Genomic DNA, 13,163 nt, shown 5'->3' with positions numbered 1-13,163 from the left:
CCTATCGAACGTCCGGAAATAACGGAGACCCATCTCCGGTTGCATCCGATACGATACACGGAGACCTCTCTCCGTTTCAGATTTGATTGGAGCACCATCATGGAACTCGGCATTTACTCTTTCGCGGAGCGCATCTCCGACCCGCACACCGGCCACCTGCTCAGCCCCGAGCAGCGGGTGAAGGAGATCCTGGAAGAGATCGAGCTGGCCGATCAGGTCGGCCTCGACCTCTACGGTCTCGGCGAGCACCACCGGGAGGACTTCGTCGCGTCGAGCCCCGCGCTCGTACTCGCGGCCGCTGCGGCCCGCACGAAGCGCATCCGGCTGTCGAGTGCGGTCACGGTGATCAGCTCCTCCGACCCGGTGCGGGTGTTCGAAGACTTCTCGACACTCGATCTCCTCTCGGGAGGCCGGGCGGAGATCATGGTCGGCCGCGGCTCGTTCGTGGAGTCGTTCCCGCTCTACGGCTTCTCTCTCTCGGAGTACGACGAGCTGTTCGAGGAGAAGCTGGGCCTGTTGCAGCAGCTGAACCGTGAGGAGCGAGTGACCTGGTCGGGGAAGCACCGCCCGGCGCTGTCGGAACAGCCGGTGCATCCGCGGCCAGTGCAGGATGAGCTGCCTGTCTGGATCGGCGTCGGCGGCACCCCGGCCTCCGCGTTGCGGGCGGGCCGACTCGGGCTGCCGATCGCGCTCGGCATCATCGGCGGCGACGTGCGCCGCTTCGCACCCTTGCTGGATCTCTACAAGGAGGAGTATCTGCGGGCGGGGCATGAGCCGGCACGGATGCGAATCAGCGTGAACGCACACGGCTTCGTCGCCGACACCGCGGAGCGGGCTCTCGAACTGGTCGCCCCGTACACGGCGCACGCGATGCAGCAGTTCCTGAGCCTGCCGGCGTCCTCGCTGCCGACAGCCGACTACTACCGGGCCGAGCAGGAGCAACTGCCGGGCGCGCTCGTCGCGGGCCCCCCGGAGAGGGTCGCGGAGAAGATCCTGTACCAGCGCGACCTGTTCGGCCTGAGCCGGTTCCTGCTGCAGTTCAGCGTCGGCACCCTCCCACACCGCGAGGTCATGCACGCGATCGAGTTGCTCGGCACCGAGGTCGCGCCCCTCGTGCGCGCCGAAACCGCCGAGACCCCCGCCGAGGAGGAACTCGTCGGAGAGTCCTTCGGCACCACCACAACCGGGGAAGCAGCCTGATGGGCACCACCGCCGCCGCTGTCCACACCGTCGCCGTGCTCGGCGTCGGCCGTGTCGGCACCGCGATCACCCGCGCCCTACTGGATGCCGGCTACCGGGTGCTCGTCGCCGCCTCCGACGACCCAGAGCGGATCGTACCGATCGCCCGGATCGTCGCCCCCGGCGCGGAGCCTCGTTGGGCGAAGGACGCGATCGCAGACGCCGACCTCGTCGTGCTCTCGATCCCGCTGCATCGGGTCCCGGAACTCGAACCCGCACCGCTCGCCGGGAAGATCGTGATCGACGGCATGAACTACTGGCCCCCGGTCGACGGCGTGATCCCGGTGTTCGAGGACGCTCCGCGCGGATCCAGCTCGGTGGTGCAGGACCTCCTCACAGGATCCCGGGTCGTAAAGACCTTCAACCACACCGGCTACCACGACCTCGAACCCGACCGCAGGCCCCCGGAGCACCCCGAACGCCTCGGCCTCGCCGTCGCCGGCGACGACCCCGCAGCCGTGGGCACCGTCGCCGAGCTCGTCGACCATCTCGGGTACGACCCGGTGCCCCTGGACAGCCTGGCCGCAGGTGTCGCACTGCAACCCGGCGGGAACGTGTTCGGGGCACGACTCACCCGCGACGAGATCCAAACCCACATCACAGGCAGCCAGGCCCGGCCCGGCGACACTGGCCTCGAGAAGGGGCGCGGCCTGATCGGCACCGGTAACCGGGCCGACGGAACGGAGGAATGACCATGAACGACACCCAGAACACGACTGACCAGGAAACAGGCGGTGCGCGTCCGCACGACCCCGCACCGGGCGAACTGCACTTCGGCATCGGCACCTTCGCCTTCCAGACCGATGGCGCCGACGGCACCCCGGTCACGGGGGCGCAGGTGATCCGCGACGTCGTCGACGAGGCGGTCGCCGCCGAACGCGTCGGCCTGGACTCCTTCGGGATCGCGGAGCACTACCGCCCCCGCATGATGGACACCGCTGCCCCGGTGATCCTCGGCGCGATCGCCGCCCGCACCGACACCCTCCGCCTCGGCACCGCCGTCACCGTGCTCAGCACCCAGGACCCCGTGCGGGTCTACCACGAGTTCGCGACCCTCGACGCGGTCTCCCGAGGCCGCGCGCAGATGATCGTCGGGCGCGGTTCCGCGATCGAGTCGTTCCCGCTCTTCGGGCACAGCCTCTCCGACTACGAAGAACTCTTCGACGAGAAACTGGAGCTCCTCACCCGGCTCATGCGCGAGCGCCCCATCACCTGGGAGGGCAGGTTCCGGCCGCCCCTGGACGAGCACACCCTCGAACCTGGACTCGAACACGGCCCGATCCCGATCTGGGTCGGCGTCGGCGGCAGCCCGCAGTCCGCGGTCCGCGCCGCGAAGTTCGGACACCCGCTGATGCTGGGAATCATCGGCGGCTCCGCGGAACGCTTCGCGCTCCTGGCCGACCTGTACCGGCAATCGCTCGACGCATACGGGAAGCCCGCGCAGCCCGTCGGCATGCACGTGCACGGCTACATCGCCGACACCGACGAGGAAGCCATCGAGAAGTTCTGGCCCGTCTGGTCCGGGATGATGAACGACGAAGCCCCCAAGCGCGGCTGGGCCCCATACCGGCGCGACCGCTACGAGGCCGAGGTCGCAGGCGGCGCACTCTACGTCGGGTCCCCCGAAACCGTCGCACGCCGCGTCGCGGACGCGATGACCGCGCTCGGAGCGAGCAGGTTCGACTTCGTCGCTGGAGCCAGCCACATGCCCCACGCAGACAAGAAGGACAGCATCGAACGCTTTGGACTCGACGTCCTCCCCCGAGTGCGGGCGCTGCTCGCATCGCAGACCACGCAGTCCGCGCGCGCGGTAAGCGCCTGAGCATGGACTGTCAGGAGTCGGCGCGATCCTAGTCGGGAGGGTGAGGATCTCTGCTCCGCTGTCGGTGATCGCGATGGTGTGCTCGCTGTGTGCTGTACGAGCCCTGGTTGCGCTGCGCAGCGTCCACCCGTCGTCGGGGGCGGTGATCAGACGGTCGGTGTCGGTCATCACCCACGGTTCGAGCGCGAGCAGCAGGCCGGTGCGCAGCACATGTATCCGAGTGCGGGGCGGCCGGCGTTCGGCACGTGCGGGTCTTGGTGCATGGCCGAGCCGATGCCGTGGCCGCCGAACTCGGTGTTGATGAGATACCCAACGCCGGAGAGGACGTCCTCGAGCGCGTGGGAAAGAGCGCCGAGATGCAGTCCGGGTTCTGCGACGGCGATCGCGGCGGCCAGTGCCCGCTCCGGTGGCGGTGATCATCGCGACGTCCTCGAAAGTGCGGGGGTTGCCGACGATGAAGCTGATCGCGGCGTCCGCGGCGATGCCGTCCTTCTTGACGGCGAGGCCGAGGGCCAGGAGGTTAGCGTCCGCGAGCCGGTAGTCGCGGGGCATGCCGATCGTCCACCGAGATCGCCCGCATCATCGAGGCCCTGGACGAGGCCGACGTGCCCCTCTACGTCGTGGGGCGGGGCCGCGTGAACCTCCCTACGACTCCCGAGCTCGGCATCATGTTGGCGATCGCCGAGTACGAGGCCGAGCACTCCGAGGAGGGCTTCACGCTGTAACCGGCACCCGGCGTCCCCGAGGGCGGATGGTCGCACCTGCTGCGGCCACCGCCCTCTTTTACCGCGCCCTGGCTCACGCCGAAGTGCAGACCGACCTCCATCAAGGTCATCCCGCCCTCGTAGAGCCGCACAGCCTCGGACTGTGCTCCTCAGCCAGCCCTTGCACGCGAATCGGGGCGGAACGACGGACGAGGTGAGCAGCCAAAGTGCGGTGGTAGATGTCGAACCGCTCACCGAGCTGCGCGAGCGTCGTGCCCTGCTCGTACAGAGCCGTCAGCTCATCGACCTCGGCGGCGCTCAGAGGGGTTTGAGTCTTCCCAACTGCGCGCACCACACGACCGCGAGAGTCGGTCACCGAGGGCTCGGAGGGCCGTTCGCAACGCTTGTAGGCACCCCGAGACAGGCGAGAAGCCACGGTTTTCAAGGCCGGGCCAGGGTTCTCAAACTCTCGACGGAGGTGCACCCATGTCCGGCGCACGGAAAGCATCTCGACCAGCGCAGGTCGAGATCGATTAGCACAAGCAGAAGCAACCCACAAGGGTCACCCCTCGTTTTGTTGCCGAAGCGCCGCCTCTGAGAGCGTATGAGTACTGAGCAAGCGTTCAGGATCAGCTCTCAGGGAAGGACACAACACGATGACGATGATCACCCCCGCTCCGGTCAACACGACTCCCGGACGCGTGCAGTGGTCCGAGGTCGATGTCGACCTCTGGGTGGCACATGTCGACGGCGCCTTCGGCGGCTCGATCGACTCCGCTGGAGAACGTCACGTCGCCCGCGACCCGTTCGGACGGGACCGCGGCGAGTTCGAGACCTTCGACCAGGCGCGACGTCACATCGAGGCCTTCCTCGATCACCCCGCGATGAGCCGGCACTTCCACGTGCCAACGGTCGCGGCCGACTGAGCGGCACCGAGCCCGAGAAGACGCGAACCGCCCCTTCCCTGTTTCGGGAGAGGGCGGTTTCTGCCTAAGAGCCTCGTATACAGAGAACCGCCCTTCCCCTGTACAGGGAAGGGCGGTTCCTCGTTCCCGCTTACTTTGCGGCGGCGGCCTTCTCGCCCGCAGGCGTCTCCGCCGTCTTCTCGCCCGTGCGCTTCTCAGCGGGCGGGGTCACGGCGGGCTTGGCCGGTGCGGCATCCGCAGCAGGCCGCGGACGCGCGGCGAACTCCTCGAAGATGTAACGGGGGTTCTGCACGGTCTGCAGGTTCACCAGATCGCGGCCGAGCCACAGGTTGTGCCACCAGCCCCACAGGACGCGCCACTTGCGCTCCCACGTCGGCATCGCCAGGCCGTGGTAGCCGCGGTGGGCGACCCAGGCCACGAAGCCCTTGAGCGCGATGTTGCCCGACTGGAACACGCCGTTGTACAGGCCGAGGCCGGCGACGGCACCGAGGTTCTTGTGGAAGTAGTTCTTGGTCTCCTCACCGCGCAGCACGGCGGTGAGGTTCTTGGCGAGGCGCTTGGCCTGGCGCACCGCGTGCTGGGCGTTCGGCACGCAGTAACCGCCGACGCCGCCCCCGGAGAGGTCGGGAACCGCGGAGACGTCTCCGGCGGCCCACGCACCCTCGACGAACGCCTCGTCCGTGCCGACGCGCAGGTCCGCGCGGGTCTGGATGCGACCGCGCTCCTCGACGGGCAGGTCTCCGCCGCGGACGACGGTGGGGTTCGCCATGACACCTGCGGTCCAGATGATCAGGTCGCTGGGGATGACCTCGCCGGTGGAGATCTGGACGTTGCCGCCCTCCGCGCCCTGCACCTGCGTGTCGAGGTGCACCGAAGCGCCGCGCTTGGCGAGGTCCTTGAGCACCCACTCGCTGGTCTTGAGCGAGACCTCGGGCATGATGCGCCCCATGGCCTCGATGAGGTGGAAGTGCGTGTCCTCGAAGCGCAGCTGCGGGTACTTGCTCAGCAGCGAGGAGGCGAGCGAGCGGAGCTCGGCGAACGCCTCGATGCCGGCGAACCCACCACCGACGACGACGACGGTCAGCAGGCGGTCGCGCTCCGGGCCGGCGGGGAGCGACGCGGCCTTGTCGAAGTTCGACATCAGCTTGTCACGGACCGCGACGGCCTCTTCGATGGTCTTGAGGCCGATGGCGTTGTCGGCGATGCCGGGGATCGGGAACGTGCGCGAGACCGCACCGGCCGTCACGACGATCTGGTCGTACGCGAACTCGTACGACTCACCGACGGGCGGCGTGATCGTGGCGACCTTCTGCGCGTGGTTGATCCCGGTGACCTTGGCGGTCACGACGTGGGTGCGCGTGAGGTGGCGGCGGTGAGCGACGACCGCGTGGCGGGCCTCGATGGAACCGGCCGCGACCTCCGGCAGGAACGGCTGGTAGGTCATGTACGGGAGCGGATCCACCATGGTGACGTCCGCTTCTCCCTTACGGAGATGCTTTTCGAGCTTCCAGGCCGTGTAGAAGCCTGCATAGCCCCCACCGACGATCAGAATCTTGGGCACAGTGCTGTTCTCAGGCACAGAAGTACAACTCCTCGTCAGGCTGCTGGCGTGCTTGGCTTGCGCGCCGATCGGATGCGCCGGGCCGCTGCGGTGACGCCTAGCCCGAAAAGAATACCAGGGACTGAGAGCATAATGAGCGGCAGGGTACCGTAACGCAATGATTCGGCGCTCGGGATCAGTGGTGAACCTGCTGTGGAGGGCGGGTCGGCCGGCGGGAGCGGCTCGACATCGACCGGCGTGGATTCCGGCTCCGGCGCCGGTGCGGCATCGGCGCGGCGGTACAGCCGCACCCACTCCGCGAGGTCCCCCATCGGATTGGCGTCCACCGGCGGCACGGATGCCGACACAGCCGCGTCCGCGTCCAACAGGCCGTAGCCGTAGAGCGGGTCGGGGACGTCGGTGACGCCGGGCACCGGAAGCGCGGTCTCGATGATCCGGTTGATCACGTTCGCGGCATCCAGTTCCGGATGCGCGGACCGGACGAGCGCCGCCGTCCCCGCGACGATCGGCGCAGCGCCGCTCGTCCCCCGCCACGAGGCGAGGCTGCCGTCGGCGGAGACGCCGAGCAGACCTTCACTCGGCGCGGAGATGCCGATGGTGATGCCCTGTGTGGACGCCTCAACGCTCGCCGTCCCCGTCTGATCGACTCCTCCGACGGTGAGCACGCCGGGGATCGTGGCGGGGGCGCCGACCATCGACGTGCCGCTGCCGCGGTTCCCGGCGGCGACCACCACGACTACGTCGTGTTCGTACGCGTAGAGGAACGCGTCATCCCATCGCTGATCCCAGTCGAGGGTGTTCGTCGTGAACGACATGTTGATGATGTCCGCGCCGTTGTCGACGGCCCAGCGGATGCCGTCGGCGACCTGATCGACGAACGGAACGGATGCCGCAGCGCCGAAGCCGATCGACACGGAGAGGAGATCGGCCTCCGGAGCGACGCCGATCATGCCGCTGCCGTCGGCTTTACCGCGCGCCGCAGCCAGCGACGCGACCCAGGAACCGTGGTCCCCGTCCACGGCGCCCACCGGGGAGCGTCCATCGGGCGATCCGCTTCCCGACACGTCCGTCCCCCCGACCACGGCGTCGCCGAACACGGTGGGAATCCTCCCGATTCCCGTGTCGATCACGGCGATCGTCACGCCCTCGCCGCGCGTCGTCTGCCACGCCTCCCGGATGCCGGCGCCGTCGAGCCAGTACTCGAGAGCACGCACCGGGTCGGACGGGTCGTCGGGGATCGGAGGCGTCGGCGTCGGGCTGGGAGTCGGCGTCGCGCCGGTCAACAGCACGGAGGCCGCGATCGCTGCGGCGGCGACGGTGCCGCGCACAATCGCCTGCAGCCTCATCTCGTCGCAGCTCCAGGGTCCTCGCACGCGCAGCGCTCCGGCGACCAACTGGATCGGGCGAGCGCCGCGTCGCCCATCGGGTTGACGCCCGGTCCTGCGGCGAGCGCGTGCCCGGCGAGAGCATGCAGGCACTTCACGCGCGTCGGCATCCCGCCGGCGGAGATGCCGACGATCTCGGGCACCTCCCCGAATTGCGCCCGGTCGGCGAGATACGCCTCATGCGCGGCACGATAGGCGGCGGCGGTCTCCTCGTCGTCGAGCTGGGCGGCGAGCTCGGGCATGACCTGCGTCGCCTCGAGCGTCGACATCGCCGCCGTCGCGGCAGGATGCGTGAGGTAGTAGAACGTGGGGAACGGCGATGCGTCGCTGAGGCGCGGGCTCGTGGCCACGACGGTCGGGTTGCCGCAGACGCAGCGGGCAGCGATGCCCACGACTCCGCGGGCGGCGCGTCCGAGCTGGGCGGACACGACGTCGATCTCGGCGGGGGTGGGCGAAGCGAAGGGCGGAGTCGTCACCGCTCCAGCCTACGGGGAGGTGCTGGGAAGCTCTTGAGCTACTCCGCGGGGGCGGCGTTCTGCGCGAGCCCGGCGCCGGCGACGCTGCGCAGCAGCTGCGGCATCCAATCGGCGGGAGTCTCTTTCAACTCGTCACTCACCGGCGCCTGCTCCTGCGGAAGCGAGGCGGGATCGAGGTCGTTGTCGACCAGGTAGACGACTTCTCCGGGTTTGACGTAGTACAGCCGTTCCCGCGCCTGCGTGGTGATGTAGGCGGGGTCCGCCCAACGGTCGCGCTCCTGCTCGAGTGCCTCGATGCGCTCCTGGCTGACCTGCACGGACGCCTCGAGGGCTGCGATCTTCTGCCGCTGGTCGATGTATGTACCCAGGGTGGGCACGAGGACCCACGCCCCCAGGACCACGAGCGACAGCATGATGACCATGAAGCCGGACAGGCGGATTCCGGACGCCCACTCGCGGACATCGACCTGCGGGCGGCCCGGCGTGCGCGTGCGGCCGGCCGCGGGCGCCGGCTGGGTGCGGGGACGAGAAGGGGGAACCGGACGCCTGGTCATGGTTCCCCCTTCTGTCGATGCTCTGCTGCGCGCGCTCAGCCCTGGAAACGGGGGAACGCGGAGCGACCGGCGAACACTGCGGCGTCGGCCAGGTCCTCTTCGATGCGCAGAAGCTGATTGTACTTCGCGACGCGCTCGCTGCGAGCGGGCGCACCGGTCTTGATCTGGCCGGCGTTGGTGGCGACGGCGAGGTCGGCGATGGTGGTGTCCTCGGTCTCACCGGAGCGGTGCGAGAGCATCGCGGTGTACCCGGAGCGCTGTGCGAGGCTCACGGCGTCGAAGGTCTCGGTGAGGGTTCCGATCTGGTTGACCTTGACCAGCAGCGAGTTCGCGACGCCACGGCTGATGCCGTCGGCCAGGCGCTGGGGGTTGGTGACGAACAGGTCGTCTCCGACCAGCTGCACCTTCGAGCCGAGTGCGTCGGTGAGGGACTTCCATGCATCCCAGTCGTCCTCGGCCAGTGCGTCCTCGATCGTGACGATCGGGAAGTCGGCGACGAGACCGGCGTAGTACTCGATGAGCTGGTCGGCCGACCAGTCCTTGTTCTCGAGACGGTAGACGCCGTCCGAGAAGAACTCGGTCGCGGCGACGTCGAGGCCGAGGGCGATGTCCTTGCCGGGGGTGAAACCGGCCTTCTCGATCGCCTTGATGAGGAAGTCGAGGCCCTCGCGGTTGCTGGGCAGGTCGGGGGCGAAGCCGCCCTCGTCGCCGAGGCCGGTCGCGTAGCCTGCCGCCTTCAGCTCGGCGCGCAGCACGTGGTAGGTCTCCACGCCCCAGCGAAGGGACTCGGAGTAGGTCTCCGCACCGATCGGTGCGAGGAAGAACTCCTGCATGTCGATGCCGTTGTCTGCGTGCTCGCCGCCGTTGATGACGTTGAACAGCGGCACGGGGAGGACGTGCGCGTTGGGGCCGCCGAGGTAGCGGTACAGCGGCAGGTCGGCGCTGTCGGCGGCGGCCTTGGCCACGGCGAGGCTGACACCGAGGATCGCGTTGGCGCCGGTGCGCTTCTTGTTGTCGGTTCCGTCGGTCTCGTTGAGGATCTCGTCGACGATGCGCTGCTCGCTCGCCTCGACGCCCTCGATGGCGGGGCCGAGCTCGTCGATGACGGCCTCGACGGCCTTCAGGACGCCCTTGCCGCCGTAGCGGGACTTGTCGCCGTCGCGGAGTTCATACGCCTCGAATGCGCCGGTGGATGCTCCGGACGGGACGGCGGCGCGCTGGACGATTCCGTCGTCGAGGAGCACCTCCACCTCGACGGTCGGGTTGCCGCGTGAGTCGAGAATCTCGCGTGCGCCTACAGCCTCGATGAGTGCCACGTATGTGCTCCTTGATCAGAGAGAAAGGTGGTGGTGGAGCGTCGTCGATCCTCCGCCAGTCTAGTGCGAGGGTTCGCGCCGACGTCAGGTCGGGCCGGTCACACGATCACGGCGAGCGCGACGCCGTCCCACCCCTTGACGCCCACCGTCTGCAGCGCGGTGGCGTCGAAGCGGGGATCGTCGGCGAGCATCTGCAGCGCTTCTCGGGTGCCGATCACCTTGGAATCGGTGGTGTCCTCGCGGACGATCTCGCCCTCGCGACCGATGTTGTCGAGGATGACCACGGTGCCGGGACGCCCGAGCCTCGCCGCCCAGTCCAAGTACACCGTGTTCGATTCCTTGTCCGCATCGATGAACACCAGATCGAACGGTTCGGACCCCTCCAAGGTCGGCAGGACATCCGCGGCACGCCCGATGCGGATGGCGACCCGCTCCCCCAGGTCTGCGGCGTCGATGCTCTCTCTGGCGATGGCCGCGTTACCCGGTTCCGCCTCGATCGTGACGACCTCGCCGCCGTCGCCGACGGCTCTGGCCAGCCAGATCGTGGAGTATCCGCCGAGCGTGCCGATCTCGAGCACTCGTCGCGCGCCGCTGATCCGCGTGAGCAGACTCAGCAGTTTTCCGCTGACGGGTGCGACCTCGATGGGCGGCAGTCCCGCCTCGTTCTGCGCGGCGAGCGCGGCTTCCAGATCGGGGTCGTGACCGACGAGGACGTCGGAGAGGAATTCGTCTGCGCGGCGCCAGTTCTCGGGAGAGGATTCGACCATGGCTCCACCCAACCCCGCGGGCTCCGCGAGGTCAAGCGGCGAGCGCTCAGACTCGGGGCGCGGAGAGCATCTTCCCGTGCGCTCCGGCGAGCTCCGGCTGATTGCGGAACTGCCCGGTGAGGATGAGGATGACCGTCACCACGGCGCACACGATCCAGCCCGCGGCGCCCAGCGGGCCGGCGAGGGCCATGTCGAACGTCGTGCCCGCCGCGTACAGGAGCCCGACCAGGGCGCCCGTGGCGTTCATCATCCCGTGAGCGAAGACCGCCGGCCATACGGACGCGGATCGCAGGCGCAGCCACCCGAGCAGCACGCCCCACGCGATGCATCCCGCCGTCATCAGCAGCACTCCGGTGATGTCGTAGCGGCCGAAGTTGTAGCCGAGCAGGATCACCGGGGCATGCCACAGCCCCCAGATCGCGCCGCTGATCAGCAGCGCCGCCCAGGTGCCGAGCGGCCGGAGGGCGGGTACGAGGAAGCCGCGCCAGCCGACCTCCTCGCCGAACGCGACGACGGCGTTGACGGTGACCGCTGCGACGGGGATGAGGACCAGCTGTGCCGCGATCATGAGGCCGACGGGCGGCAGCGGCGCACCGGCCGGCGCCGAGGCGGCGAGCACCTCGGCGAAGCCGGAGAAGTTCGTAAAGTCGAGCGTGACCCAGCCGAAGGCGGCGGCCACGAACACGGATGCCAGCACGAGGAAGAACGGCGCGAACAAGCCGATGACGGTGAGCCAGACGACGCGGCGGGCAGGTCGGAGGGGCCACATCCCCAGGAATCGCAGCCGCTCGCCCTTGGGCACCGGCCGCAGCACGAGCATCACCACGACGGCGGCGAACGCCGGCGTGAACATCATCACGGGGACGAGGATGCCGAACAGCGGGCTGGTGAGCCCACCGGTCGACCACAACGGGATCGCGACGAGCCACGCGAGCCCCATCGTGAGGACGATGAACGAGACGGTGGCGAGCGGGCGGATGCGGATCATGCGCTTTCTCCTCTGTCGTTGGTGCCGTTGCTGTCGTGCTGGTAGTGACTGCCGGTCTCGGCGTGTGTGCGGAGCGTCTGGAGGGTGGCCGCGGCATCCGCTGCGCCATCGACGGTGACGACGAACACGCGTCCGTCGTCACGGGTGACCTGGAGCGCCTCGCCGGCGCGCAGCACCACGCCGCGTCGACCGTCGACGGCGATGCGCCATCCCCACCCACCGAACTCGCGGAGCGGGTCGAGCAGGACCGTCTCGACCTTCGCCACGCGCTCCAACGGGATGTGCGTGCGCGGCCAGCCGACGATCGAGCGCACCACGAGTCCGTCCGCGTTCACGCGCACCCGGAACACGAGCATGATGCACACGGTGACGGCGATGAAGAGGGTCACCGCCGCGAGGATCCACCCGGTCGCCTCACCGGCGGCGAGGGTGAACACGGTGGCGATGGCGATCGTCGCCAGCCCCACCAGCAGCACCACCACGCCGATGCGGGCCATCGTGGCCGTTCCGAACCACGCCGCGCGTTCGTTCGTGGCGAGCGGGATGCTCCCCGCCGGGGTCGCCTGCACCGCGTCGACGGCGGGGCCCTTCGGCTGCAGGAACCACCCCAGCACGAGCGCGACGACTGCGGCCGAGAGGCCGACCATCAGCCAACCGGTGATGTTCCCGGCGTCCGCCGCGTCCGCCAGGCCCTTCTGAACCTCAGCGCCGCCGACCGCGAGAACGGCGATCAGCGCAGCGAGCCCGAGGTTGATGGCGCCCATGGCCCGGTAGGCGACGGATGACACCGGCACTCCGTTGCTCGGGGCGAGCCGGGGCGCGAGGAGCACGATGATCGCGTCGAAGACCACCACTCCCATCCCGATGCCGACCACCGCGGGGAGGTACGCCCACTTGGGCGCGAAGCCATCGACCCCTCCGGCGCCCCAGTGCGTCGCGATGGGATCGGGAAGCTCCGGCATCCAGGCGGCGACCACGGCAGCGGCCGCCAGGAGCATCAGCAGCGGGAGGATCAACCCCACCCACAGGAAGGCGGTGCAGGGGCGTCGTGAGACGGCGGTCATGGTGTGGTCTCCTTCACGATCGAGGCGAGGGTCGTCGGTGAGACGCCCAGGGCCGCGGCACGGGCGACGAGCCGATGGATGTCGCCGGCGAGATCCGCCAACGGTGCGGCCGAGGCCGACACGACCGCCCCTCGCCCGCGGCGCAGATCCAGCAGACCCTCATCCCTGAGCTGCTGGTACGCACGCAGTACGGTGTGGACGTTGATGTCCAGCGCGGCGGCGACCTCCCTCGCGGGAGGAAGGCGATCGCCCGCTGAGAGGCGCCCGGCGACGATGTCGGACCGGACAGAGGCCGCGACCTGGTCGAAGATCGCCGCAGGACTGTCTGAGTCGATACGGATCAGCATGGCACCTCCCTTAG

Annotated in this window: 13 protein-coding genes and 1 pseudogene; 4 read left to right on the top strand and 10 right to left on the bottom strand. The window is 69.1% G+C overall.

The window, feature by feature from the left end; genetic code table 11:
• Nucleotides 1–99: 99 nt before the first annotated feature.
• The 3 genes from HD600_RS10530 to HD600_RS10520 are packed head-to-tail and all read left to right on the top strand — an operon-like array spanning nt 100 to nt 3,061.
• A complete protein-coding gene (locus tag HD600_RS10530; protein WP_184283542.1) occupies nt 100–1,200 on the top strand; it encodes an LLM class flavin-dependent oxidoreductase in 1,101 nt (366 codons plus the stop codon).
• Nucleotides 1,200–1,931 (top strand): NADPH-dependent F420 reductase, encoded by a 732-nt coding sequence (locus HD600_RS10525; protein WP_184283540.1) that lies wholly within the window; start codon nt 1,200–1,202, stop codon nt 1,929–1,931. The genes HD600_RS10530 and HD600_RS10525 overlap by 1 nt, the downstream gene beginning before the upstream one ends.
• A 2-nt stretch (nt 1,932–1,933) precedes the next feature.
• Nucleotides 1,934–3,061, top strand: a complete 1,128-nt coding sequence (locus tag HD600_RS10520; protein WP_184283537.1) for an LLM class flavin-dependent oxidoreductase — start codon at nt 1,934–1,936, stop codon at nt 3,059–3,061.
• A gap of 27 nt (nt 3,062–3,088) precedes the next feature.
• On the opposite strand, the pseudogene HD600_RS10515 reads toward HD600_RS10520, so the two are convergent.
• A pseudogene (locus tag HD600_RS10515) lies at nt 3,089–3,616 on the bottom strand (M24 family metallopeptidase); the annotation flags it as partial.
• Between the two features lie 805 nt (nt 3,617–4,421).
• Between HD600_RS10515 and HD600_RS10510 the strand changes: the two are divergent.
• The gene (locus HD600_RS10510; RefSeq protein ID WP_144795771.1) at nt 4,422–4,691 is read left to right on the top strand and encodes a hypothetical protein; all 270 of its coding nucleotides are present in this window, start codon (nt 4,422–4,424) and stop codon (nt 4,689–4,691) included.
• 130 nt (nt 4,692–4,821) lie between these two features.
• Here HD600_RS10510 and HD600_RS10505 read toward each other — a convergent pair whose 3' ends face one another.
• From HD600_RS10505 to HD600_RS10465, 9 genes are all read right to left on the bottom strand, one after another.
• The gene (locus HD600_RS10505) at nt 4,822–6,252 is read right to left on the bottom strand and encodes an FAD-dependent oxidoreductase (protein WP_184283535.1); all 1,431 of its coding nucleotides are present in this window, start codon (nt 6,250–6,252) and stop codon (nt 4,822–4,824) included.
• A gap of 35 nt (nt 6,253–6,287) precedes the next feature.
• Nucleotides 6,288–7,598 carry a S8 family serine peptidase gene (locus tag HD600_RS10500; protein WP_144795773.1) on the bottom strand — a complete coding sequence of 437 codons (1,311 nt, stop codon included), beginning with the start codon at nt 7,596–7,598 and terminating at the stop codon, nt 6,288–6,290.
• Entirely contained in the window at nt 7,595–8,113 is a 519-nt protein-coding gene (locus HD600_RS10495) for a DUF501 domain-containing protein (RefSeq protein WP_184283533.1), read from the bottom strand. Before HD600_RS10495 ends, HD600_RS10500 begins: the two co-directional genes overlap by 4 nt.
• A gap of 38 nt (nt 8,114–8,151) precedes the next feature.
• Nucleotides 8,152–8,667: an FtsB family cell division protein gene (locus tag HD600_RS10490; RefSeq protein ID WP_184283531.1), complete on the bottom strand. Its 516-nt coding sequence runs from the start codon at nt 8,665–8,667 to the stop codon at nt 8,152–8,154.
• Nucleotides 8,668–8,702: 35 nt separating this feature from the next.
• Nucleotides 8,703–9,983, bottom strand: coding sequence for a phosphopyruvate hydratase (gene eno, locus HD600_RS10485; protein ID WP_184283529.1), 1,281 nt, complete (start codon nt 9,981–9,983; stop codon nt 8,703–8,705).
• Nucleotides 9,984–10,081: 98 nt separating this feature from the next.
• Nucleotides 10,082–10,750 carry an O-methyltransferase gene (locus HD600_RS10480; RefSeq protein WP_184283527.1) on the bottom strand — a complete coding sequence of 223 codons (669 nt, stop codon included), beginning with the start codon at nt 10,748–10,750 and terminating at the stop codon, nt 10,082–10,084.
• A gap of 46 nt (nt 10,751–10,796) precedes the next feature.
• A complete protein-coding gene (locus HD600_RS10475) occupies nt 10,797–11,738 on the bottom strand; it encodes a CPBP family intramembrane glutamic endopeptidase (RefSeq protein ID WP_184283525.1) in 942 nt (313 codons plus the stop codon).
• Nucleotides 11,735–12,802 carry a DUF1648 domain-containing protein gene (locus HD600_RS10470; RefSeq protein ID WP_184283523.1) on the bottom strand — a complete coding sequence of 356 codons (1,068 nt, stop codon included), beginning with the start codon at nt 12,800–12,802 and terminating at the stop codon, nt 11,735–11,737. Before HD600_RS10470 ends, HD600_RS10475 begins: the two co-directional genes overlap by 4 nt.
• Entirely contained in the window at nt 12,799–13,149 is a 351-nt protein-coding gene (locus tag HD600_RS10465) for a GntR family transcriptional regulator (RefSeq protein ID WP_184283521.1), read from the bottom strand. Before HD600_RS10465 ends, HD600_RS10470 begins: the two co-directional genes overlap by 4 nt.
• Between the last annotated feature and the right edge of the window lie 14 nt (nt 13,150–13,163).

It is taken from the genome of Microbacterium ginsengiterrae, assembly GCF_014205075.1.
In the GTDB taxonomy this organism is placed as follows: Bacteria; Actinomycetota; Actinomycetes; order Actinomycetales; family Microbacteriaceae; genus Microbacterium; species Microbacterium ginsengiterrae.
Note: the sequence above shows the minus strand (reverse complement) of the source record. Positions and strands in the feature narration are given on the sequence as shown.